Below are 22,042 nucleotides of genomic sequence, written 5' to 3' on the forward strand. Positions count from 1 at the left end.
CGCTTTAATAAAAACAACAAACCGGAGGCAACCCCCCATGTTTGGCATGTCCCAAGAGACCTATCTGCTGGTAGATGCAGTGGTCACCATCATCGGGCTGATCGTGCTGATCACCCGATTCAAGCTGCATCCCTTTATTGCCCTGACCATCGCCGCGGGGTTCCTCGGCCTGACTTCGGGCATGCCGGTGGACAAGATCATCAAGGCGTTCCAGGACGGTTTTGGCGGCGTGCTCGGTTTTGTCGGCATCATCCTGGCGTTGGGCACCATGCTCGGCAAGATGATGGCAGAGTCCGGCGGCGCCGATCAGATCGCCCAGACCCTGATCCGCTCGTTCGGCAAGGAGCGGGTGCAGTGGGCGATGATGTTCGCCGCGTTCCTGGTGGGCATCCCGCTGTTCTTCGAGATCGGCTTCGTGCTGCTGATCCCGCTGGTGTTCATCGTCGCCCGGCGTACCGGGGTGTCGCTGATCAAGATCGGCATTCCGCTCCTGGCTGGTCTGTCGGCGGTGCACGGCCTGGTCCCGCCGCATCCGGGGCCGCTGCTGGCCATCGGCGTGTTTGGCGCTGACATCGGCAAGACCATTCTTTACGGTCTGATCGTCGCGCTGCCGACCGCCATCATTGCCGGTCCGATCTACGGCACCTTCATTGCCAAGTACATTCCGGGCCACCCATCCCAGGAACTGGTGGACCAGTTGGCCCGTGAAAACACCTCGCAGAACCTGCCCAGCTTCAGCGTGACCTTGCTGACTGTGCTGCTGCCGGTGTTCCTGATGCTGCTCAAGACCTTCGCCGACGTGGCGCTGCCGGCCGGGCATTTCTTCCGTATCTGGATGGACATGATCGGCCACCCGATCAGTGCCTTGCTGCTGGCCCTGCTGCTGTCGCTCTACACCTTCGGCTACAAGCAGGGCATCGGTTCCAAGCAGATTCTCGGTCTGCTCGACGCCAGCCTGGCGCCTACCGCCGCGATCATCCTGATCATCGGCGCTGGCGGTGGTTTCAAGCAGATGCTGGTGACCAGCGGCGTGGGGGACGTGATCGGTCACATGGCGGTCAACGCGCAGATCTCGCCGATCCTCCTGGCCTGGCTGGTGGCGGCGGTGATCCGTATCGCCACCGGTTCGGCCACCGTGGCGACCATCACGGGCGCGGGCATCGTGGTGCCGGTGGTGGGGATGATCCCCGGGGTCAACCGCGAACTGCTGGTGCTGGCCACTGGCGCCGGTTCCTTGATCCTGTCTCACGTCAACGACGCCGGGTTCTGGCTGGTCAAGCAGTACTTCAACATGACCGTGGCCGAGACCTTCAAGACCTGGACGGCGATGGAAACCATCCTCTCGGTGGTGGGCCTGATCTTTATCCTATTGTTGTCGTTGGTGGTGTAGCGCCGATTGTCACGGCCGGAAGGGCATTGGCGACCGTCGGATCGTTCAAGGCCTTGTGGTCCCTGGCGCATGTAGCCGCTGTCGAGCCTCTGACGAGGCTGAGTAAAGGCCCGAAGGGGCTTGCCCGTCAGCCCTTGATGGGCCTCTGAAGCGCCGCGAGCGCTGTGCACTCGTTCGCAGCTGCGGCAGCGGCTACAAGGGGCAGGCCTGGGTAGGCAGGCATAAAAAAACCGCAGCGATGCGGTTTTTTTGTGGCTGAGGTGTTATCAGCTTTTCTGCACCAGGCCATCGGCGCGGAACATGCCGCGAATGCCGCGCACCGCCTGACGAATCCGGTCCTGGTTCTCGATCAGGGCGAAGCGCACGTGATCGTCGCCGTATTCGCCGAAACCCACCCCTGGTGACACGCAGACCTTGGCCTCGGCCAGCAGCTTCTTGGCGAACTCCAGTGAGCCCAGGTGTGCGTAAGCCTCGGGGATCTTGGCCCAGACGTACATCGAGGCTTTGGGGTTCTCCACCATCCAGCCCAGTTCATGCAGGCCCTTGACCAATACATTGCGCCGTTGCCGGTACTGCTCGGCAATGTCCTTGACGCACTGCTGGTCGCCTTCCAGGGCGGCAATCGCCGCCACCTGCAGCGGGGTGAAGGTGCCGTAATCGTGGTAGCTCTTGATCCGCCCCAGGGCGTTGACCAGTTCCGGGTTGCCGACCATGAAACCGATGCGCCAGCCGGCCATGTTGTAGCTCTTGGACAGGGTGAAGAACTCCACCGCGATGTCCTTGGCCCCGGGCACCTGCATGATCGACGGAGCTTTCCAGCCGTCGTAGACGATGTCGGCGTAGGCCAGGTCGTGAACCACCAGCACGTCATACTGCTTGGCCAGGGCGATCACCCGCTCGAAGAAATCCAGCTCCACGCATTGGGCGGTGGGGTTGGAGGGGAAGCCGAGAATCATCATCTTCGGTTTGGGGATCGAACCGCGAATGGCCCCTTCCAGTTCGGCGAAGAAGTCCACCCCCGGCACCAGCGGTACCGAACGCACCTGGGCGCCGGCGATTACGGCGCCGTAGATGTGGATCGGATAGCTCGGGTTGGGCACCAGCACCGTGTCGCCCTGATCCAGCGTGGCCAGCATCAGGTGCGCCAGGCCTTCCTTGGAGCCGATGGTGACGATGGCTTCGCTTTCCGGGTCGATATCGACTTCGTAACGATCCTTGTACCAACGGGAAATCGCCCGGCGCAGCCGTGGAATGCCCTTGGACGTGGAGTAGCCGTGGGTGTCCTCACGCTGGGCGACGGTGACCAGTTTCTCGACGATGTGCGGCGGAGTCGGGCCGTCGGGGTTACCCATGCTCAAGTCGATGATGTCTTCGCCGCGCCGACGCGCAGCCATCTTCAGCTCGGCAGTGATATTGAAAACGTAAGGGGGGAGACGATCGATGCGCGCAAAGCGGCGCGGCGAACCTTGTTCGGCCATTGTTGCCTCGAAAAGACGTAAGCGCCCGGAACCGTCCGAGCGACGTTGGCCACTGCGGTGGCCTGCGGCGCAGACGATAAGGGCGCTGGCGTAGGCTTGTCCAGAGGGCCAGAAACTTTTTTTCGCGCCAGTGGTGCATTTGCGACGGTGTGGGGTTTGCCGCTATAACGTGCACGTTTTTTGCCTGCAATGGCCGCGACCGGCGTCTGCCTGATCCGTTTAGACGGATGTATTGCCGAGCGCCACCTCTTCGAATAACAGCTTCAAACGAGATGAATGATGGAGTTTACCAGCGGCTTTTTGCTGAGCCTTTCGCTGTGCCTGGACATCGGCGTGGCCAATATCGCGATCATCACCCTGGCCATGCAGCGAGGCTATTTCCAGGGGTTCTGCCTGGGCTTGGGAACCTGTGTCGGTGATTTTATCTATGCCCTGTTGGCCCTGGCCGGAATGACGGTGCTGCTGCAATACGAAAGTGTGCGCTGGGTGCTGTGGATCGGCGGCTCGGCGCTGTTGGTCTACTTCGCAGCGAAGATGATTTACGCCGCCATCCATCACAGCGCGGTGCTGGCCACGGCTGGCGAGGCGGACAATGGGTCGCCGCGCAAGGAATTCTTCCGAGGGATCTTCCTGGCCATGTCCTCCCCCAGTGCGATCCTCTGGTTCGCCGCCGTCGGAGGCACCTTGATCGCTCGCTCCGGTGGCGCCGGGATCGCAGGCTCCGGGCTGTTCCTGGCCGGTTTCTTCTCGGCGGGGCTGGTCTGGACCCTGGGCCTGTGCCTGGCCGCGACCCAGGGAGGCAAGCTGCTGGGCGACAAGCTCTTGCGCTATTCCTATCTGGCATCTGCAGCGATCTTCTGCTACTTCGCGGTGTACGTGATTCTATCCGGTTACCAGGAGTTCATTCTTGGCAGCGCAGCGGGCGAGCTTTCCGGGCTCTGATCCTTAGTTGACGATTGGCTTCTATACTTGGCGCCGAACCCATCTTTTCACGGCAGGAGCGGCAGTCATGGATGAGCAAAAACAGGGCGCGGGTCCAGAACCACGTTTCGAAAGGGAGCGTTTCATGCTGATTGCCGGCCTCGGCGAGCGCTTTACTCCTGCCACCAGCCAGGACATCGGCCAGTTGTGGCAGCGCTTCATCCCGCACATCGGTCAGGTGCCGGGGCAGGTTGATGAGGTGACCTACGGCATCTGTTGCAACCCCGACGGTCAGGGCGGTTTTGAATACATCGCCGGGGTCGAGATCAGCAAGCTCGATGATCTACCCGAGGGTTATCGCTGGATTGAAGTACAGCCGCAGAACTACGCGGTATTCGAGCACGGCGGATCGCTGCAGGAGTTGCCGCAAACCTTCAGTTACATCTGGACAACCTGGCTGCCCCAGTCCGGGCATACAGCTGCCGAGGCGCCGGAGTTCGAGCGCTACAGTGCGGACTTCAACCCAGACACCGGCAGCGGCGTGGTGGAAATCTGGCTGCCGCTTAAAAGTGCCTGAGCCCCCCGGGGCGCTGATTCGCCGCCGATTTTTCCTGGCGGCGTTCTCCCCGTGTCGGTGCGTCGATTGCCGCGGCTGCCGCGCCTGTTGGCCGCGCCTTCCACACCGTTACCCGCCACCAGCCCGGCCATTGAGCGGCGTCCGGAACCGCACTGTTGCTAGAATCGGCGATCTTTCACTGCTTCCAGGCTGCTTTCCATGACCGCTTTGTCTCCACTGATCCGCACTGTCTTGCCCACTGATCTGGACCGCTGCTTCGCCATCGAGACCCTGGCCTATGAGGGCGATGAAGCCGCGACCCGGGAAAAGATCGCTACCCGCATTGCCACCTGGCCCGAGGGCTTTATCGTCGCCGAGGTCGATGGTGGGGTGGCGGGCTTCATCAACGCTGGCGCCACCTTTGAGGTGCAGATGGCCGATGAAGCCTTCAAGGAACTGATCGGCCACGACCCGGCCGGTTCCGAGGTGGTGATCATGTCGGTGGTGGTGCATCCGGACTTCCAGGGCCAGGGCCTGTCCCGACACTTGCTGCAAGCCTTCATCGCGCGCATGAGCGAGCTGGGCAAGGCGCGTATCCACCTGATGTGCAAGGAACGCCATGTGCCGCTCTACCAGCGCTTCGGTTTCCACTACGTCCAGGCTTCAGCCTCGGTTCACGGTGGCATGGCCTGGCATGAAATGGTGCGGGCGCTGTGAGTCAGGCGCTGGCCCTGATGAACAAGGAGCGCCGGGGCGCGAGCTTTTCAAGGGGGCTGTTTCACAGGTGTGTCTCCTCCGGTCGCCGTGCCGAAGTCAGAACGCTAGAACCATTCTGCGTTCATAGCCCATCCGGCCTTTATAGGCTTCGCCATCCTCGACCCAGCCTTGCCTGAGATAGAGTTTGAGCGCGGCTTGGTTGTCGGCGTCCACCGCGAGCATCAGGCCCTTGAGTTGCGGCCATTCGTGCAGTGCCGCGCTGGGCAGGGCTTGCAGGCAGGCGGTGCCCAATCCTTGGCCCTGGAATCGTCGGTCCACTTGCAGGGCGTGCAGGGTGGCGTGACCGGCCTCGGCCCAGGTTGGCAGGCACGGCGCGTGCTTGAGCAGCAGGAAGGCCACCGGCCGTTGCTCGCACAGCAGGGCGAAGCCCTTGATGCCCCCTTGTGACGCATGGCCCAGGGTGTACAGCGCGCCGTGGATATCCCCGGAAAACGCTTTCTGTTCAGGTCGCACTTCAAGGCTCAGTAGTTGCGCACGCTGCTGCCTGTCGAGCTGTTCATAAGGCACGAGACAAATGGTCACTGACGGGGGTGTCCAGGGGGGGGAGGGGGCGGATTTTAGCGATTTTGCCCAAATGGGACATTTATTTATGCGACGTGTCGATTGCCCAGGTGGCCAGGCAGGCAAGGGGCGGCTGGGCATTCAAGTGCGCTTGGCTAGGGGCTTGATTTGCCCGGTGCAAGCGCTGCGGTCGCCGCCCGCGCCCGCCTGTACCAGTACTTGCAGCACCACCGACGGCAGGTCACGGGGCGTTACTCCAGCATCCAGTTCAGCAGCCAACTGCCTGCCGGGCCGGGAGGGTGCAGACGTGACCAGAGTGCGTCTACCGCCACCGTGCGCGGCCAGCCACGGACCTTGAGTTCCTGCAATTTACCGGCGCCAAAACCGTCCACCAGCCAGCGCGGCAGCGGCGCCCAACCAAAACCACCTTGGGCCATTTCCAGCAGCATCAAGTAGCTGGGGGCCGACCACACTCGACCCTGAGTGCGGTTCTCATAAGGGTTGAGCACCGTCGCCAGACGCAGCTCGCGGTGCTGGCGCAGGGTCTCCTGATCGACCTTGGCCCGTTGTGCCAAGGGGTGCTTGCGAGACACAAACAGGGAGATTTCACCCCGTTCCTCCAAGGTTCGGTGGTCCAGGTCCGGTGGGTAGCCGTCCTGCATTTCGGCAAAGGCGATCTGTGCCCGACCGCTTTGCACCAGAGCGATCAGGTCATCGCATTCGGCGATCAGGCATTCCAGTTCCAGGTCTGGGTAACGTTGTTCGAAGGCCTTCAGGCAGCGCTCAAAACGATCTGACTGATAGGTGTCGGACAAGGCCATGGTGAGTTTCGGCTCAATGCCTTGTGACAGCTGGCTGGCACTCATTTCCAGGCGGCTGGTGGCGGCGAGAATCTCCTCCGCACGCTGGCGCAGCACATGCCCGGCGGGGGTCAGGCCGGGCTTGCGGCTGGTACGGTCGAACAGTTGCACATTGAGGTCGATTTCCAGGCTGGCCACCGCCGCGCTGATGGTTGACTGGCTCTTGCCCAGCTTGCGCGCAGCGGCGGAAAAGGAGCCCTGGGTCGCAGCCTGGACGAACGCCAGCAGCACTTCATGTGAGGCCATGAACTATCGCCTTGATCGATGGTTATTGATTATTAAGTATCGACCTGATCCTAGAGAATCGCCAACACATTCACTTCAGGAGCATGGCGATGACCCTGCACAAATCCCTCACCGAACGTATGTTGCAAGCTGTAGGTTTTGAACTGCTGGCGCTGTTGATCTGCACCCCGTTGCTCTCCTGGATCATGGACAAGCCCTTGGTGGATATGGGCCTGGCGACCCTCTGCATCGGTTTGCTGGCGCTGTTGTGGAACGTGCTGCTCAACGGCCTGTTCGATGCGCTGCTCAAGCGTCTGCAACTGCCCCACAGCAGCTGGACCCGGGTCCTGCATGCCTTGCTGTTTGAGGGCGGGCTAGTGGCGGTGGCTGTGCCGCTGATCGCCTGGTGGCTGAACATCAGTCTGTTGCAGGCGTTGATCCTCGACATCGGCGTGCTGCTGTTCTTCCTGCCCTACACCTACCTCTACCACTGGGCCTACGACCTGCTGCGGGGCAAGTGGCTGCAACAGTGTCCGGCGCACTGAGCGGAAATCACCTTGTGAGGGCCTGTCCAGAGCCTCACAAGGCGAAATGTCGTGGGGCGCCTATCATGGTTTAGGGACTTGCATCGAGTGCTCAGACAACGCTGGACAGGCTCCTTGCGTTGTTCTGAAAATAGGTCGCGCGGGGCTCACTGAACCTGCGGCCCTCTCGACTATCTGAAGACCATGACTATTTCCCGCAACTGGATCATCTGCGAACACTGCGATTCGCTGTATCAATCCGTGCCGCTCGGCAAAGGCCAGATGGCCCAGTGCTCGCGTTGTGGCGCGGTGCTGGCCCGCGCCCGCTACCTGAATGTGCAGCAACTGCTTGCCTTGTCGATCACCGCCGGCTTGTTGTTTGTCTTCGCCAATCTGTTTCCGGTGATCACAATCAGTCTCGAAGGCCTGAGCAATGAGGCGACCCTCTGGCAATCGGTGGAAGCCCTGGCCCAGGGGCGTATCAGCCTGATTGCCGCGATTACCGGCCTGACCATCATCCTCGCGCCGTGCCTGCAGATCATTCTGCTGTGCTGGGTGCTGGGGTTCGCCCATGTCGACCGCGCGGCGCCGGGCTTCAAGGCCTGCATGCGCGCCTTGGAGCACTTGCGTCCGTGGAGCATGCTTGAGGTGTGCCTGCTGGGCATCCTGGTGGCCATCGTCAAGCTGGCGGGCATGCTCGAGGTGCATCCCGGGCTGGGGCTGTGGGCCCTGGCGATGCTGACGGTGTTGATCATCCTGATTTCCGGCAAGGACATCCGCTACCTCTGGGATGACCTGGAGGGGCGTTATTGATGAGCACAGTGCCTTACGCCCGGGAATACCAATTGATGCTCTGCCACACCTGTGGCCACGTCTGCCAGCAGTCCGAGCATCGCTGCCCGCGTTGCGATTCAGAAGTGCATGCGCGCAAGCCCAACAGCCTGGCGCGTACCTGGGCCTTGCTCCTGGCCAGCCTGATCTTCTACATCCCGGCCAATCTGCTGCCGGTGATGCACACCAGCATCTTTGGCAGCGCCAGTGAAAACACCATCATGAGCGGCGTGGTGGAGTTCTGGAAACATGGCGCCTGGGACATCGCCCTGTTGATCTTCATCGCCAGCGTGGTGGTGCCCTGCAGCAAGTTCTGTGTCCTTGGCACCTTGCTGGTGACTTGCCAGCGTCGTTCGCGCTGGGCCCAGCGCGAACGGGCCAAGCTGTACCGCTTTATCGAGCTGATCGGCTACTGGTCGATGCTCGACGTACTGGTGGTGGCCCTGGTGGCGGCCCTGGTGCAGTTTCGCGCCCTAAGCTCCATCGATCCACGGATGGGCATTCTGTTTTTTGGTTTGGTGGTGGTGCTGACGATGTTGGCGGCCATGAGTTTCGATCCCCGGCTTATCTGGGATGTAGAGGTTGAAGATGTCTGATCATCCAGGTTCTAACGCAGTACATTCCCCGCCCGCACCGGCGCTACGCTCACGACGCTTCAATGTCTCGCTGGTGTGGCTGGTGCCGATCGTGGCGGCCCTGGTGGGGCTGTCGATGGTGGTCAACAAGTCGCTCTCGGCCGGGCCGGAAATCACTATCAGCTTCCAGACCGCTGAAGGCCTGGAAGCCAACAAGACCCAAGTCAAGTACAAGAACGTGGTGATCGGCAAGGTGACCTCCATCGCCTTGAGCGACGACCGCAAGAAGGTGCTGGCCAACGTCGAGCTGGATCAGTCCGCCGAACCGTTCACCGCCGCCGACTCGATGTTCTGGGTGGTACGTCCACGGATCGGCGCCAACGGTATTTCCGGGGTCGACACCCTGCTGTCAGGGGCTTTTATCGGCGCCGATGCCGGCAAGTCAGAGCAGCGCAAGCACAGCTTCAAGGGCCTGGAAACCCCACCGCCCATTACTTACGGCCAGAAGGGCAAGCGCTTCACCCTGCACACCGACGATTTAGCCTCGCTGGACATCGGCTCACCGGTCTATTACCGGCGCATCCAGGTGGGACAGGTGGTTTCCTACCAACTGGCCAACAACGGTAAGGGCGTGGACGTGAAGATTTTCGTCAACGCGCCCAACGATAAATACGTCACCACCGACACCCGCTTCTGGAACGCCAGTGGTGTCGACGTGACCCTCGGCGCCAACGGCTTGAAGGTCAACACCGAGTCGGTGTCGTCGATCCTCGCCGGCGGCATTGCCTTCGTCGAGCCCAAGTACAGCCCCAATGCCCAGCCCGCCGAAGAGAACGCCGAGTACACGCTGTTCGGCGACCAGGACACGGCCCTGGCCCCGCCGGATGGGGCGCCGTATTACATCCGCATGCGTTTCGACCAGGCCCTGCGCGGCTTGTCCATCAATGCGCCGGTGGAGTTCCTCGGGGTGAACATCGGCAAGGTGGTGTCCATGGATCTGGACTACGACGAACGGCGCAATTACTTCCCGACCCTGGTGGGCGCGGTGATCTATCCCGAGCGTCTGGGCAAAGCCCATACAAAACTCCTCAAGCAGACAGGTGGCGAAGATGATGCCCGCGCAGGGCAACTGATCGCCGGCTTCGTCAAAAACGGCCTGCGGGCTCAGCCCCGCAGTGGCAACCTGCTCACCGGCCAGCTGTACATCTCCCTGGATTTTGTCGCCGACGCCAGGCCCGTGGCCTACGATGCCAGCGCGCGGCCGTTGGAGATTCCCACCGTGCCGGGCAGCATGGACAAATTGCAAGAGCAACTGCAGGCCGTGGTCGACAAGATCAGCAAGCTGCCGATCGATTCCATCGCCGCCAACCTCAACGGCAGCCTGGTGGAAATGCAAAAGACCCTGAAACAGGTCAATAGCCAAGTGCTGCCGCACATGCGCGACACCCTGGAACAGTCGAAAAAGACCCTGGCCAGTGCCAACGAGAGCTTCTCCGAGGACTCACCGCAGCGGCAGAAACTCAGCCAGGCCATGGATGAAGTGCAGCGCACCGCGCGCTCGGTGCGGGTGCTCAGTGACTTCCTCGGGCGTCATCCGGAAGCGCTGATCCGCGGGCGCCTCAAAGACAACCAACCGGATGCCTATTCGTCGCCATCCTCCTCTGTTCGCGAATCCGTACCGGAAGCCCAGCCATGAAAACCCGTGCCCTGTTGTTCTGCCTGACCCTGACCCTGGGGCTGGCTGCTTGTAGCTCCGCGCCCACCCGTTACTACACCCTGATGCCGCCTGTGGCCGAGGGCAGCGCTGCGGCGCGGACCGGCAATCTGCAGTTCGAGATGTCCACGGTGCGCATTCCGGTACAGGTGGACCAGCCACAACTGGTGGTACGCCAGGACAGCGGCAGCCTGGCGATCCTCGAGACCCAGCGCTGGAGCGCGCCTCTGGTGGATGAATTCCACGATGCCCTGGCCAGCCAGATGGAGCACAAGCTCGGCACCCGCAACCTTGAAGGGTTGCCCAAGCAGCCTGGGCGTCCGGTACTGTCATTGCAGACTGATGTGCGGCGTTTCGAATCCCTGCCCGGGCGTTACGCGCTGATCGATGTGGTCTGGAGCCTGCGCCTGCGGGGCGAGGGCGGCCCGGCCCGCAGCCTCACCTGCAGCAGCCAGATCCGTCAGTCGGCGGGTGTCGAGTTGAACAGCCTGGTGCAGGCCCACCAACAGGCCATTGCCCAACTGGCCGGGCAGATCGCCACCGCCGCGCAGCGCTGGACCTGCCCCTGAATCCGCCCTGTAGCCGCTGGCAGCAGGCTGTGAACGGCTTGGGCGGCATTCCGACGCAGCAGACGTAAAGATCTTGAGACCGCTGCAGGTTCGCCAGGCGATCGCCAGACAAGGCCCTGCGGGCCTTTTCGCAGCCTCGCCGAGGCTCGACAGCGGCTACGCCAAAGCCGACGGGGCCAGCGCCGCTGTGTAGCCGCTGTCGCAGGCTGTGAACGGCTTGGGCGGCATTCCGACGCAGCGGACGTAAAGATCTTGAGACCGCTGCAGGTTCGCCAGGCGATCGCCAGGCAAGGCCCTGCGGGCCTTTTCGCAGCCTCGCCGAGGCTCGACAGCGGCTACAGCAGAGGGGGCAAGCAATTCAGCGCCGGGCCGAGAGTTGCTGGGGCGCCAGGAAGGCGTCGTGGAAGTAGTCGCGCAGGGCTTGCATCGCCGGGGTAAAGGTCCGTTCGCGGTGCCAGGCCAGGCCAACGCTCATGGGGGTGACTGCGTCACTCAGGGTCAGGGTTTCGATGCGCTTGCCCTCCAGGGACCAGGGGCGATGCACCAGGTCCGAAAGGATCGCTACGCCGCTGCCGTTGGCCACCATGCTGCGCACCGCCTCCACTGAACTGGTGCGCACCCGCACTTGAGGCTGTTGGTGAGCTTGCTCCCAATAACGCATGGCACTTTGTTCGGCTTCATCGACCGTCAGCAGGATAAACGGCTCTTCGGCCACGTCCGCCAGGCTGACGCTGGCGCGTTCGCACAGGTGGTGGTGGGCTGGCAGCCACAGCCTGCGCTCGGAATTAAATAGCGTCTCGGAGACGATGTGCGGGTGGGTGAGGTTGGCGGTGAGCACCACCGCCATGTCGAAACGCCCCTCCAGCAGCCCCTGCTCGATGGCCCGACGTTCCTGCTCATGCAACTCGATGGTGACGTCCGGGTGCCAGTGTTCCAGGCGTTGCAGATGGTGCGGCAGGAAGTAGCCGATCACCGTGTAGCTGGCTGCCAGGTGCAGCACGCCGCTGGCCCGGTAATCCGGCAGCGGGCTGTTCAGCGCATCCTCGACACTGCGCAGAATCACATAGGCGCGGTTGAGAAAATGCCGCCCGGCATCGGTCAAGTTCATGCCCTGGGCCGAGCGCACGAACAACTGCACCGCGAGCATGGCTTCAAGCTCCTTGATCGCTGTGGTTACCGCCGATTGGGAGATATTCAAGTGGATCGCCGCCTGGGAGATCTGCCCGATCTCTGCGGTCGCCACGAAGTAGCGCACCTGGCGCAAGGTCAACGACATGTTCCATTCCCCATCTCCTCTGCAGGAGCCGGCTTGCCGGCCAAAGCCATCTCACGCCGGCCTTGATCAATAAACGGATCACCGTCCGCCTACTCCTAGCAGAGCTTTATCTGTTTTTCAGAAGAAGCTATATCTGATAATAGATCTTCCCAAGGGGTCAAGACCGCTCTAATTTCCGTTGCACGAAGTCACAAGAGTTGGAGCAACAGTGATGCAGGCAGTGGATTTCAATTCGGACATGGGCGAGAGCTTCGGCCCCTGGACCATCGGCGATGGCGTCGACAACGAGCTGATGGGCTTTATCAGTTCGGCCAACATCGCCACCGGCTTTCACGCTGGCGACCCTGGCACCATGCGCCGCACCATCGAGCAGGCCAAGCGCCGGGGCGTGGCCGTTGGTGCTCACCCGGGGTTTCGCGACCTGGTGGGTTTCGGGCGCCGGCACATCAATGCCCCGGCCCAGGAGCTGGTGGACGACATGCTCTATCAGCTCGGCGCCCTGCGTGAGCTGGCCCGGGTACAAGGCGTGAAGCTGCAACACATCAAGCCCCACGGCGCGCTCTACATGCACTTGGCCCGGGATGAAGAGGCCGCGCGGTTGCTGGTGCAAAACCTGCGCAAACTGGAGCCCGAGCTGCTGCTGTATTGCATGCCCAATTCGGTGATCTGGCATGTGGCCCAGGAGCTGGGCCAGCCAGTGATCCGCGAGTTCTATGCCGACCGCGATTATGACCTCAGCGGCTGCATCGTGTTTACCCGCAATGTCCGCGCCCTGGACCCGGCCGCGGTGGCGGCCAAGGTGTTGCGCGCCTGCCAGACCGGCCTGGTACGTACGGTTGAAGGCGAGGAGCTGTTCCTCGAGTTCGATTCCATCTGTCTGCACAGCGACACCCCGGGCGCCCTGGACTTGGTCGAGGCCACCCGCACCGCGCTGGATCAGGCCGGCATCGAGGTGCGCGCACCGCGCTGAGGCGCATTGAAACGAAGCACCGCGCACAGACGCGGGTTTCATCTGGTTTTGATTTTTTGCCTGCCTTTCTACAACTATTCCAAAAGGAACAGACATGGCCGAATACAGTGTTATCACCCCCTTGCCGGGCACCTTCTATCGCAAGGCCACCCCCGAGTCGGCGCCTTTCGTCGAGGTCGGCGACAGTGTCAGCGCCGATACCGTGATCGGCCTGATCGAAGTCATGAAGCAGTTTTCCGAACTGACCGCCGGGAGCGCGGGCCAGGTCAGCGCCTTTGCGGTGCAAGACGGTGATCCGGTGGAACCGGGTCAGGTCGTCGCCACGCTCAAGCAGTGAGGGCCGGGGCATGACTCAAGCAATCAAGAAGTTGCTGGTGGCCAACCGCGGTGAGATCGCCGTGCGCATCATCCGTGCGGCCAAGGCCCTGGGGATTCCCACGGTTGCCGCCTGCAGTGAGGCGGATGCCGACTCCATGGCCGCACGTATGGCCGATGAAGTGCAGATCATCGGCCCGGCGCGAGCCGACAAGAGCTACCTGAACGTCCAGGCCCTGCTCGGTGCCTTGCAGGCCAGCGGTGCCAACGCGGTGCATCCGGGTTATGGCTTTCTTTCCGAGAATGCCGATTTTGCCGAGGCGGTGGTCGAGGCCGGGGCGATTTTCGTCGGTCCCCGCGCCGAAACCATCCGCCGCATGGGCGACAAGGCCGAAGCCCGGCGCACGGCGCAGGCGGCAGGTGTGCCCGTGGTGCCCGGCTCCCCAGGTGAACTCTTCGACCTGGACGCCGCGCGCAAGGCCGCTGAAAGCGTGGGCTTTCCGCTGTTGATCAAGGCCAGTGCCGGTGGTGGCGGGCGCGGGATTCGCCTGGCCCAGGACGCTGCGCAACTGGCCGAGGAATTCCCTCGGGCGCAACGCGAAGCCCAGACCGCGTTCGGCAATGGTGCGCTGTACCTGGAGCGTTTCATTGGTCGCGCGCGGCACATCGAAGTCCAGGTACTGGGCGATGGCCAGCACACCGTGCACCTGTTCGAGCGCGAGTGCTCGTTGCAACGGCGGCGGCAGAAGATCTTCGAAGAAGCGCCGTCGCCGGTACTCAGCAGCGAGCAGCGTGAGCAGTTGTGCAGCAGCGCCGTGCGCCTGACCCAAGCCTTGGGTTACCAAGGTGCTGGCACTCTGGAATACCTGTATGACGACAGCACCGGCGAGTTCTTCTTTATCGAGATGAATACGCGGATTCAGGTGGAGCACCCCATCAGCGAACTGATCACCGGCATCGATCTGGTCCAGGCCATGTTGCGCATCGCCGGGGGCGAGCCCCTGGGGTTGCGCCAGAGCGACATCCAGCTCAATGGCGCGGCCTTGCAGATGCGCCTGAATGCCGAAGACCCGGCGCGGGATTTCTTCCCCAGTCCGGGCCAGGTCGAGCAACTGATCTGGCCGCAAGGGGCGGGGGTGCGGGTCGATAGCCATCTGTACCCGGGCTATGCTGTGCCGCCTTATTACGACTCGCTGCTGGCCAAGCTGATCGTCCACGGAGCTGATCGCGACGAGGCCCTGGCCCGGGCGCGGCTGGCCGTGGAACACACCACCTTGACCGGCATGGCCAGCACCTTGTCGCTGCACCGTGAACTGCTGGCCGAACCCTGGTTGCAGCAGGCCGATTTTCACACCGGAACCCTGGAAACCTGGCTGGCCGCGCGCCGCGCCGGAGGTGTCGCATGAGCCAGCCGATCCGCTACAGCTTTGGTGCCGACGAGCACCTGTTCGCCGAAGTCAGCGACAGCATGTCCCTGGAAGCCTTCTTCAAAGGCATGGCGGTGACCCGCGCCGTGCAGCGCCTGGAATTGGACGGTGTGCTGGATGTGTGCCTGGCCAATGCCTCGTTCCAGATTCGTTTCGATCCTGATCGTATCGCTCCGCAGGTTCTGCTGGAGGCGGTGCAGCAGGCCGAGGCCGGGGCGGTGGCCGAGCGCAGCCTGCACACTCGGATCATCGAGATCCCGGTGCTCTACAACGATCCCTGGACCCACGAAACCCTGATGCGCTTTCGCGACCGGCATCAGGACCCCAGCGCCACGGACCTGGAGTACGCGGCGCGGATCAATGGCCTGGCGGACGTCGAGGCGTTCATCGCCGCCCACAGCGGTGCGCCCTGGTTTGTCTCCATGGTGGGCTTCGTCGCCGGGTTGCCGTTCATGTTCCAGATGGTCGAACGCGAGCGGCAGTTGCAGGTGCCCAAGTACCTGCGGCCACGCACCGATACGCCAAAACTGACCCTGGGCCACGGCGGCTGTTTCGGCTGCATCTACTCGGTGCGCGGCGCCGGTGGCTACCAGATGTTCGGCGTCACCCCGGCCCCCATCTACGACCCGCAGCAGCAACTGGCCTACCTCAAGGCGCACATGGTGTTCTTCCGCCCGGGGGACATCGTGCAGTTCAAGCCCATCGACCGTGAGGCTTACGACCAGGCGGTGGCCGAAGTCGAGGCCGGGCGCTTCGACCTGCGTATCCGCGAGGTGGAGTTTTCCCTGGATGCCTTTCTCGCCGACCCGGTCGGCTATCCCAAGTCGCTGCAGGAGGTGCTGGCATGATCAAGGTCATCAAACCGGGCCTGGCCACATCGGTGCAGGACTTGGGTCGCGAAGGTTTCTATCACCTGGGGATTCCGCCGTCCGGGGCCCTGGACCAGTACGCCCTGAGCGCGGCCAACCAGCTGGTGGGCAACCCGGCAGGCGCGGCCGGGCTGGAGTGCACCCTGCTCGGGCCAGAGCTGGAATTCAGCACCGATGCCCTGGTGGCGGTCTGCGGCGCCCATATGACGCCCAAACTCGATGGTGTGGACATGCACCTGGACACCGCCTTTGCGGTCAAGGCCGGGCAAGTGCTGCGTTTCGACTTTCCCAAGGCCGGGGCCAGAGCGTACCTGGCGGTGGCCGGTGGCATCGATGTGCCGCTGGTGCTGGGCAGTCGTTCGACCTACGCCCTGGGCGCCCTGGGTGGTTTCCAGGGCCGGCGTCTGGCGGCCGGGGATGAGCTGCCGGTGGGCGTCGCCAGCGGCAAGAGCCGTCCCGGTGCCAGCTTGCCCATGGCGCTGCGTCAATCCCTGGGTGGCGAGATCACCCTGCGGGTGGTGCCGGGTCTGTACTACGAACGCTTGAGCGACGCGGCCAAGGCCAGCTTCTTCGCTGAACCCTGGACCGTGGGTTCGGAGGCGGACCGCATCGGCTATCGCTTCAAGGGCGGCAGCGCCTTGAGCTTCCAGCCCCGGGAGCAGCCGTTCGGCGCCGGTTCTGATCCGTCGAACATCGTCGACAGCTGTTACCCGATCGGCTCGATCCAGGTGCCGGCGGGGCTGGAGCCCATCGTCCTGCACCGGGATGCGGTGTCCGGTGGCGGCTACGCCATGATCGGCACGGTGATCAGCGCCGACCTTGACCTGATCGGCCAGATGCAGCCCAACCAGAAGGCCCGCTTTGTCGCGGTGACCCTCGAAGACGCGCTGGAGGCCCGGCGTTCCTACAAGAAAAAGCTCAGCTGTCTGAGCAAACTGTTTCCTTCCTGATTCTGCCCGCCGCATCGCGCGGGTCATGCCAAACGGTAGGCCAACGCCGCACTTCGGTGCGGTGACGGCTGCCCGCGCTTCAACCCTTGATCGGTTCTGGAGTTCACGCACATGGCAGCTTTATCGCAAGCGAATCAAACCGGGCAGACCCCGGCCAACGTGGCCCTTCCCAGCGATGCACGCATGGGTCGACTGTCCCTGACCATGGCCTGGTGGGCGGTGTGCAGCGCGATGTTCTACATCGTCGTCGGGGCTTCCCTGGCCCTGTCCTACGGCACCCGCAATGCCTTGATCGGCATGCTCCTGTCGGTGCTCAGTTATGGCTTGGTGAACAGCGTGCTCAGCCGCTTCGCCATGCGCAGCGGGCTCTCGGTGGCGCTGTTCTCGCGGTTGTTGTTCGGCAGCACCGGGGCCTGCCTGGCGACCCTGATCTTTTTCTCCACGGCCATCTACTACGCGGTGTTCGAGGGTTCGGTGATCGCCGTGGCGCTCAACCACCTGTACCCGCAACTGCTGTACCCGCTGGCGGCGCTGGTGGTGGTGCTGTACAGCGTGCCGTTGATCCTAGGCAGCGTGCAGCACTGGCTGGACAAGCTCAACGGCGTGCTGTTGCCGGTGTACCTGGGGGGCTTGCTGTTCGCCGTGGGCCTGTCCATCAGCCGTTATGGCTACCAGCCGCAATGGCTGGATTTCGGCCCGGCCAATCCCAATAGCACGGGCTGGTGGGACTGCTTCGTGGCCTACATGGGGGTGTGGATCCTGATGCTGTTCACCTTCGACTATGCACGCTTGGGCAAGCCCGAAGACGCCGGCTATCACGGTCGCTGGAACTTCGGCATGCCGTTCTACGCGGTGACGTTCTTGCTCAACGGTGCGGCAGGGATCTATCTGGTGAGCAGCATTCCCCATGACGGTGCGCTCAACGAAGTCTCGGTGGTGATGGCGATCCTGCAATTGATGGGGTTGTGGGGGCTGTTGTTCGTCTGGGCCACCCAGACCCGGATCAACACCGCCAACTACTACCTGGCGACCTTGAACATGCAGGCGTTCTTCGGCCGCTTCGGCCTGCGCGGTTCCTACCTGATGTGGGCGGTGGCCGTAGGGATCATCGTCTACGGCCTGATGCTGGCGGACGTGTTCGCCTACCTGCTCAAGGCCCTGGCCTATCAGGGGATCTTCGTGGTGGCCTGGGTCGGCGTGGCCCTGGCGCAGATTCTGCTGGGGCGTAGCGAGGTGACGGCGATTGACAGGGTGGCGGCCTTCAACCCGGTGGGGCTGACCGCCTGGTTCGGTGGCACCGCTCTGGGGCTGATACTGATGTGGGCTGGGGGCGGGCTGGCGAGTTTTTCCGCGCCACTGACTGGGGGCCTGGCGTTTGCCTTGCAGGCCGCCCTGTCGAGCCGTGTGCGCGCTAGGCTGCCGAGGTCTGCGTAAGTGCGACCTCGGCAGCTACCCGGGGGCTAGAACAATTGAGTGAACAGCCAGTACAGGCTGCCGGAAAGCAGGATGGCCGCCGGCAAGGTCAGGACCCAGGCCATGGCCAGGTTGCGGATGGTGCGCATCTGCAGCCCGGCGCCATTGGCCACCATGGTCCCCGCCACCCCCGAGGACAGCACGTGGGTGGTGGACACCGGCAGGCCGAACATGTCCGCCGCGCCGATAGTCAGCATGGCCACGGTCTCCGCCGAGGCGCCCTGGGCATAGGTCAGGTGGGTCTTGCCGATCTTCTCGCCGACGGTCACCACGATGCGCTTCCAGCCCACCATGGTGCCCAGGCCGAGGGCGATGGCCACGGCGATCTTTACCCACAGCGGAATGAAGCGCGTGGCGTTGTCGATCTGCTGTTTGAACAGTTGCAGCTTGTCCCGGGTGTCCTGATCGAAGTGGCCCACTTGGTTCTTGTCCATCAGGCGAATGGTTTCGCTGGTCAGGTACATGTCGTTGCGCACATTGCTCATGGCCTCGGCGGGCACCTTGGCCAGGGAACCGTAGCCCTTGACCTCGGCACCGATGGCGCCGGTCAGGGCGGCCAGGGCGGGGATCAATTCTGGCGTGGCCTCCTTGCTGCGCATGTACTCCGAAAGCACCGCGCGAGGATCGGCGGGGGCCGCTTGCGGGGCGCTTTTCATCAGGGCCTGCTGGGTGACTTCGGCCACCGCGGCAAATTGCAGTGACTGGTCGGCGGGCATGGTGCGGTTCAGGGCATAGGCCATGGGCAGGGTGCCCACCAGGATCAGCATGATCAGGCCCATGCCTTTCTGGCCGTCGTTGGAACCGTGGGCGAAGGACACCCCGGTGCAGGTCAGGATCAGCAAGCCGCGAATCCACCACGGCGGCGGGGCGTCGCCCTTGGGCGCTTTGTACAGGGCGCGGTTCTTGACGAACAGGCGCAGGGCCAACAACAGCAGGGCGGCGAACACAAAACCGATCAATGGCGAGAACAACAGGGCGTAGCCGACCTTGCTGGCCTGGCTCCAGTCCACGCCGCTGGTGCCGTCGCGGCCATGCATCAAGGCGTTGGCCACGCCGACGCCAATGATCGAACCGATCAGGGTGTGGGACGAAGAGGCCGGCAGCCCCAGCCACCAAGTGCCGAGGTTCCACAGGATGGCGGCGATCAGCAGGGCGAAGATCATGGCGAAACCCGCGGAGGAGCCGACTTGCAGGATCAGTTCCACCGGCAGTAGCGCAATGATGCCGAAGGCCACCGCGCCGCTGGACAGCAGCACCCCGAGGAAGTTGAAGAAACCGGACCAGACCACCGCGAACTGCGGCGGCAGGGAGTGGGTGTAGATCACCGTGGCCACGGCGTTGGCGGTGTCGTGAAAGCCATTGACGAACTCGAAGCCCAGGGCGATCAGCAGCGCCACCCCCAGCAGCAGGAACGGGGTCCAGGTGGTGACCGTGGCGCCCAGTTGGTGCATGTCATGCACCAGGCTGTAGGCCGTGAACAACAGGCCCATGGCCAGTACTGCGAAGAACACCACCAAGGTGAAGGGGCTGGCTTTTTTATCCAATTGCGGCTTGATGTCGGGGCTCTGGGAGGCGGTCAGGGAAGGGGTGGCCATTACTGGACAATCCTGTTGCGGGAAGGAGTGTCGCCCATGATCGTTGCCAGATATTGCACAGAGGCTGCCTCAGGTCAGTGTTTCGGCAAATGAGTCACTCCGTTTATCCGGTACCCAGCGATTAATGATCCTGGCGTTTGCGGAACGCCCAGCGTCCGGCGATTACGGTGAAGGTGACCACCAACGCGACGAGAATCCAGAACCCTTGCGGGTCACTGGAGAACGGAATGCCGCCGACGTTCATGCCGAAGAAGCCGGCGATGATGTTGATCGGCAGGGCCAGCACAGTGACCACGGTCAGGGTGAACAGGGTGCGGTTGGTCTGTTCGTTGAGGTTGGCGGCGATTTCTTCCTGCAGCAGTTTGATCCGTTCGCCCAGGGCCGTGAGGTCGTTGATGATCAGGGCGAACTCTTCAGTGGATTTGCGCAGTTCCTTGACGTCGTCCTTCTGTAGCCATTGTGGCGGGCGGTTGAGCAGGCGCAGCAGAGAGCCTGGCTCAAGGGCCAACAGCCGTTGCAAGCGCACCAGCACCCGGCGCATGGCCCCCAGTTCGGCGCGGTTGCTGGAGACCCGGGCGGCCAACAGTTGGTCTTCGATCTGATCCACGCTGAGGCTGGTTTTACGCACGATCTGGGTCAGCACTTCGCCCTGATCGCGCAGCAGATGCACCAACAGTTCCAGGGGCGAGCGAAAGCACTCGCCGGCCTTGACCGAGGAGCGCAGCTTGTCCACCGAATGCAGGGGTTGCAGGCGGGCGCTGACGATCAGCCGGCTGCGGGCGCAGACCCAGAGCGTGGAAATGTCCGAAGAGACCAGGCTACTGAAGTTGAACACCACGTCGTTGACCACCGCCAGCAGGGCTGAGTCCACGTGTTCAATGCGGGTCGAGCGCGAGCCTTCGTGCAGGGCTTCGAAAAACTCCTCGGGCAGTTGCAGGTGCGCCTTCATCCAGCGTTCACAAGCGGCGTGGGCCAGGTTCAGGTGCAGCCAGAGGAATTCATCCTTGTCTTGGGGCTGTTGCAGGGCGAGCAGGGCGTTGGCCGAATCCAGTTCCTGGCCGCGTTCTCCCGGCCGGAAGCTGAAACCGTAGAGCAAGCCAAACAGATCGGCATCCCGGTGACGCTGGTCGATGCTGTGGTTCATTGAGTCTCGCAGGAGGGACAGTGCCTGGCGCGGGTTCTACAGGTTCACTCGGACCCCATCATGACCAGGGCTTTTGACAGTTTTATGACGTTTCAACGCGCACACTTGCTGGAGGTGATACCAGTGGTCGGTAGTGCTCAAGATTGGTGCGCAAAGGCCGATTACGCAGGCAGTACATGCAATACGCATTCGCCACCCTCGAATGCACCTGACAGGGAAGTTCATCCTTACGCGCGGCCTACGGGCCGGCTCTATCCCTGACATGAGATCTTCTCGATGTTTTTGCAAAAATCCCTGAGAGCGCAAATTCTCGCCCTGCTGAGCGGTAGCCTGTTCGCGATGCTGTTGATCGCCCTGGCTAGCTTTCACTTGTTGTCCGGTGGTGTGCAGAGCTACCGCGAGCTGATTGACGGTCCGCTGCGCAGTTCGCAGTTGATCGATGAAGCCAACCTGCAGTTCAAAAGCCAGGTGCAGGAGTGGAAGAACGTGCTGCTGCGCGGCAAACAGCCCCAGGACCTGAACAAGTACTGGCAGCAGTTCGAGGACCGCCAGCGCGATGTGCAGAACATCCTTGGCCAATTGGCCCAGACGCCTGGACTGGAGCCGAGCCTGAAGAGTCGGGTGCAGCGTCTGGCCGATGAACATCGGATGCTCGCAGCCTCCTACCAGAAAGGCCGTGACGCCTACGTGGCGGCGGGGGCCGATGCCCGTGCCGGCGATGCCGCGGTCAAGGGCGTGGACCGTGCCACCAGCGAGCAGATGAGTGAGTTGGTGAGCGAGTTGCGCAAGCAGAGCGATCAGCAATCGCGGCAGATCAGCGTGGCGGCCGATCGTACCGTGTGGATGGGCATTCTGGTGATGCTCGCGTCCGGTCTGCTGATCGGCCTGCTCAGCCTGTGGCTGGTCAATCGCAGCTTGGTACAGCCGATTCGTCAATTGATCGATTATGTCGCTCACCTCAGTCGTGGGCAGTTTGATCAGCGGGTGGCGAGCGAGCGTCAGGATGAACTGGGCAGGCTGGCGATGGCCGCCAATACCCTGCGTGACTTCCTGGCCCAGACTTTCAGCAGCCTGCAGCGCAGCGCCGCTGACCTGGACAGCT

21 protein-coding genes and 1 pseudogene are annotated in these 22,042 nt (G+C 62.8%); 16 read left to right on the forward strand and 6 right to left on the reverse strand.

Features of this window, described 5'->3' with window-relative positions:
• Positions 1–37 precede the first annotated feature (37 nt).
• Entirely contained in the window at positions 38–1,390 is a 1,353-nt protein-coding gene (locus PLD_RS07975) for a GntP family permease (RefSeq protein ID WP_159891494.1), read from the forward strand.
• A gap of 266 nt (positions 1,391–1,656) precedes the next feature.
• Here the strand turns inward: PLD_RS07975 and alaC are convergent, their stop codons facing one another.
• Complete coding sequence (gene alaC / locus PLD_RS07980) at positions 1,657–2,868, reverse strand: alanine transaminase (RefSeq protein WP_159891496.1); 1,212 nt, start codon at positions 2,866–2,868, stop codon at positions 1,657–1,659.
• A 279-nt stretch (positions 2,869–3,147) separates the two neighbouring features.
• Between alaC and PLD_RS07985 the strand changes: the two genes are divergently transcribed.
• The 3 genes from PLD_RS07985 to PLD_RS07995 all read left to right on the forward strand — a co-directional run bounded on the left by PLD_RS07985 (position 3,148) and on the right by PLD_RS07995 (position 5,062).
• Positions 3,148–3,810, forward strand: coding sequence for a LysE family translocator (locus tag PLD_RS07985; RefSeq protein WP_159893434.1), 663 nt, complete (start codon positions 3,148–3,150; stop codon positions 3,808–3,810).
• 67 nt (positions 3,811–3,877) lie between these two features.
• On the forward strand, positions 3,878–4,366 hold the full coding sequence (locus tag PLD_RS07990; protein WP_159891498.1) for a GyrI-like domain-containing protein: 489 nt from the start codon (positions 3,878–3,880) through the stop codon (positions 4,364–4,366).
• Positions 4,367–4,564: 198 nt separating this feature from the next.
• The gene (locus PLD_RS07995) at positions 4,565–5,062 is read left to right on the forward strand and encodes a GNAT family N-acetyltransferase (protein WP_159891500.1); all 498 of its coding nucleotides are present in this window, start codon (positions 4,565–4,567) and stop codon (positions 5,060–5,062) included.
• A 96-nt stretch (positions 5,063–5,158) separates the two neighbouring features.
• On the opposite strand, the gene PLD_RS08000 is transcribed toward PLD_RS07995, so the two are convergent.
• Both PLD_RS08000 and PLD_RS08005 read right to left on the reverse strand, forming a co-directional pair.
• Complete coding sequence (locus tag PLD_RS08000; protein ID WP_159891502.1) at positions 5,159–5,644, reverse strand: N-acetyltransferase; 486 nt, start codon at positions 5,642–5,644, stop codon at positions 5,159–5,161.
• A gap of 230 nt (positions 5,645–5,874) precedes the next feature.
• Entirely contained in the window at positions 5,875–6,729 is an 855-nt protein-coding gene (locus tag PLD_RS08005; RefSeq protein WP_159891504.1) for a LysR family transcriptional regulator, read from the reverse strand.
• An 89-nt stretch (positions 6,730–6,818) separates the two neighbouring features.
• Here PLD_RS08005 and PLD_RS08010 point away from each other — a divergent pair, with 89 nt between their 5' ends.
• The 5 genes from PLD_RS08010 to PLD_RS08030 all read left to right on the forward strand — a co-directional run bounded on the left by PLD_RS08010 (position 6,819) and on the right by PLD_RS08030 (position 10,921).
• Positions 6,819–7,253: a multidrug/biocide efflux PACE transporter gene (locus PLD_RS08010; protein WP_159891506.1), complete on the forward strand. Its 435-nt coding sequence runs from the start codon at positions 6,819–6,821 to the stop codon at positions 7,251–7,253.
• 183 nt (positions 7,254–7,436) lie between these two features.
• Entirely contained in the window at positions 7,437–8,045 is a 609-nt protein-coding gene (locus tag PLD_RS08015) for a paraquat-inducible protein A (protein ID WP_159891508.1), read from the forward strand.
• On the forward strand, positions 8,045–8,659 hold the full coding sequence (locus tag PLD_RS08020; RefSeq protein WP_159891510.1) for a paraquat-inducible protein A: 615 nt from the start codon (positions 8,045–8,047) through the stop codon (positions 8,657–8,659). Before PLD_RS08015 ends, PLD_RS08020 begins: the two co-directional genes overlap by 1 nt.
• Positions 8,652–10,334, forward strand: a complete 1,683-nt coding sequence (locus PLD_RS08025) for an intermembrane transport protein PqiB (protein ID WP_159891512.1) — start codon at positions 8,652–8,654, stop codon at positions 10,332–10,334. The genes PLD_RS08020 and PLD_RS08025 overlap by 8 nt, the downstream gene beginning before the upstream one ends.
• A complete protein-coding gene (locus tag PLD_RS08030; RefSeq protein ID WP_159891514.1) occupies positions 10,331–10,921 on the forward strand; it encodes a membrane integrity-associated transporter subunit PqiC in 591 nt (196 codons plus the stop codon). Before PLD_RS08025 ends, PLD_RS08030 begins: the two co-directional genes overlap by 4 nt.
• 358 nt (positions 10,922–11,279) lie before the next feature.
• Here PLD_RS08030 and PLD_RS08035 read toward each other — a convergent pair whose 3' ends face one another.
• Entirely contained in the window at positions 11,280–12,197 is a 918-nt protein-coding gene (locus PLD_RS08035) for a LysR family transcriptional regulator (protein ID WP_159891516.1), read from the reverse strand.
• Between the two features lie 211 nt (positions 12,198–12,408).
• On the opposite strand from PLD_RS08035, the gene PLD_RS08040 reads away from it, so the two are divergent.
• From PLD_RS08040 to PLD_RS08065, 6 genes are all read left to right on the forward strand, one after another.
• Positions 12,409–13,167 (forward strand): 5-oxoprolinase subunit PxpA, encoded by a 759-nt coding sequence (locus tag PLD_RS08040; protein ID WP_159891518.1) that lies wholly within the window; start codon positions 12,409–12,411, stop codon positions 13,165–13,167.
• A gap of 94 nt (positions 13,168–13,261) precedes the next feature.
• On the forward strand, positions 13,262–13,504 hold the full coding sequence (locus PLD_RS08045; protein WP_159891520.1) for an acetyl-CoA carboxylase: 243 nt from the start codon (positions 13,262–13,264) through the stop codon (positions 13,502–13,504).
• A 10-nt stretch (positions 13,505–13,514) separates the two neighbouring features.
• Positions 13,515–14,888 (forward strand): acetyl-CoA carboxylase biotin carboxylase subunit, encoded by a 1,374-nt coding sequence (locus tag PLD_RS08050; RefSeq protein WP_159891522.1) that lies wholly within the window; start codon positions 13,515–13,517, stop codon positions 14,886–14,888.
• Positions 14,885–15,757 carry an allophanate hydrolase subunit 1 gene (locus PLD_RS08055; protein ID WP_159891524.1) on the forward strand — a complete coding sequence of 291 codons (873 nt, stop codon included), beginning with the start codon at positions 14,885–14,887 and terminating at the stop codon, positions 15,755–15,757. The genes PLD_RS08050 and PLD_RS08055 overlap by 4 nt, the downstream gene beginning before the upstream one ends.
• Positions 15,754–16,728 carry a biotin-dependent carboxyltransferase family protein gene (locus tag PLD_RS08060; protein ID WP_159891526.1) on the forward strand — a complete coding sequence of 325 codons (975 nt, stop codon included), beginning with the start codon at positions 15,754–15,756 and terminating at the stop codon, positions 16,726–16,728. The genes PLD_RS08055 and PLD_RS08060 overlap by 4 nt, the downstream gene beginning before the upstream one ends.
• A gap of 111 nt (positions 16,729–16,839) precedes the next feature.
• The gene (locus tag PLD_RS08065; RefSeq protein WP_159891528.1) at positions 16,840–18,162 is read left to right on the forward strand and encodes a cytosine permease; all 1,323 of its coding nucleotides are present in this window, start codon (positions 16,840–16,842) and stop codon (positions 18,160–18,162) included.
• 26 nt (positions 18,163–18,188) lie between these two features.
• Here the strand turns inward: PLD_RS08065 and PLD_RS08070 are convergent, their stop codons facing one another.
• Together PLD_RS08070 and PLD_RS08075 are read right to left on the reverse strand one after the other, a co-directional pair.
• On the reverse strand, positions 18,189–19,796 hold the full coding sequence (locus PLD_RS08070) for an inorganic phosphate transporter (RefSeq protein ID WP_159891530.1): 1,608 nt from the start codon (positions 19,794–19,796) through the stop codon (positions 18,189–18,191).
• Positions 19,797–19,917: 121 nt separating this feature from the next.
• The gene (locus tag PLD_RS08075; RefSeq protein ID WP_159891532.1) at positions 19,918–20,940 is read right to left on the reverse strand and encodes a transporter; all 1,023 of its coding nucleotides are present in this window, start codon (positions 20,938–20,940) and stop codon (positions 19,918–19,920) included.
• A gap of 858 nt (positions 20,941–21,798) precedes the next feature.
• On the opposite strand from PLD_RS08075, the pseudogene PLD_RS31065 reads away from it, so the two are divergent.
• Positions 21,799–21,909, forward strand: a pseudogene (locus tag PLD_RS31065) (hypothetical protein); the annotation flags it as partial.
• Positions 21,910–22,042 lie beyond the last annotated feature (133 nt).

The organism is Pseudomonas sp. LD120, from assembly GCF_009861525.1.
Classification (GTDB): domain Bacteria; phylum Pseudomonadota; class Gammaproteobacteria; order Pseudomonadales; family Pseudomonadaceae; genus Aquipseudomonas.

Bases quoted from the DNA above. Each gene is read 5' to 3' on its own strand.
- PLD_RS07975 (WP_159891494.1), top strand. From the start codon at position 38: ATGTTTGGCATGTCCCAAGAGACCTATCTGCTGGTAGATGCAGTGGTC.
- alaC (WP_159891496.1), bottom strand. From the start codon at position 2,868: ATGGCCGAACAAGGTTCGCCGCGCCGCTTTGCGCGCATCGATCGTCTC.
- PLD_RS07985 (WP_159893434.1), top strand. From the start codon at position 3,148: ATGGAGTTTACCAGCGGCTTTTTGCTGAGCCTTTCGCTGTGCCTGGAC.
- PLD_RS07990 (WP_159891498.1), top strand. From the start codon at position 3,878: ATGGATGAGCAAAAACAGGGCGCGGGTCCAGAACCACGTTTCGAAAGG.
- PLD_RS07995 (WP_159891500.1), top strand. From the start codon at position 4,565: ATGACCGCTTTGTCTCCACTGATCCGCACTGTCTTGCCCACTGATCTG.
- PLD_RS08005 (WP_159891504.1), bottom strand. From the start codon at position 6,729: ATGGCCTCACATGAAGTGCTGCTGGCGTTCGTCCAGGCTGCGACCCAG.
- PLD_RS08010 (WP_159891506.1), top strand. From the start codon at position 6,819: ATGACCCTGCACAAATCCCTCACCGAACGTATGTTGCAAGCTGTAGGT.
- PLD_RS08015 (WP_159891508.1), top strand. From the start codon at position 7,437: ATGACTATTTCCCGCAACTGGATCATCTGCGAACACTGCGATTCGCTG.
- PLD_RS08020 (WP_159891510.1), top strand. From the start codon at position 8,045: ATGAGCACAGTGCCTTACGCCCGGGAATACCAATTGATGCTCTGCCAC.
- PLD_RS08025 (WP_159891512.1), top strand. From the start codon at position 8,652: ATGTCTGATCATCCAGGTTCTAACGCAGTACATTCCCCGCCCGCACCG.
- PLD_RS08030 (WP_159891514.1), top strand. From the start codon at position 10,331: ATGAAAACCCGTGCCCTGTTGTTCTGCCTGACCCTGACCCTGGGGCTG.
- PLD_RS08035 (WP_159891516.1), bottom strand. From the start codon at position 12,197: ATGTCGTTGACCTTGCGCCAGGTGCGCTACTTCGTGGCGACCGCAGAG.
- PLD_RS08040 (WP_159891518.1), top strand. From the start codon at position 12,409: ATGCAGGCAGTGGATTTCAATTCGGACATGGGCGAGAGCTTCGGCCCC.
- PLD_RS08045 (WP_159891520.1), top strand. From the start codon at position 13,262: ATGGCCGAATACAGTGTTATCACCCCCTTGCCGGGCACCTTCTATCGC.
- PLD_RS08050 (WP_159891522.1), top strand. From the start codon at position 13,515: ATGACTCAAGCAATCAAGAAGTTGCTGGTGGCCAACCGCGGTGAGATC.
- PLD_RS08055 (WP_159891524.1), top strand. From the start codon at position 14,885: ATGAGCCAGCCGATCCGCTACAGCTTTGGTGCCGACGAGCACCTGTTC.
- PLD_RS08060 (WP_159891526.1), top strand. From the start codon at position 15,754: ATGATCAAGGTCATCAAACCGGGCCTGGCCACATCGGTGCAGGACTTG.
- PLD_RS08065 (WP_159891528.1), top strand. From the start codon at position 16,840: ATGGCAGCTTTATCGCAAGCGAATCAAACCGGGCAGACCCCGGCCAAC.
- PLD_RS08070 (WP_159891530.1), bottom strand. From the start codon at position 19,796: ATGGCCACCCCTTCCCTGACCGCCTCCCAGAGCCCCGACATCAAGCCG.
- PLD_RS08075 (WP_159891532.1), bottom strand. From the start codon at position 20,940: ATGAACCACAGCATCGACCAGCGTCACCGGGATGCCGATCTGTTTGGC.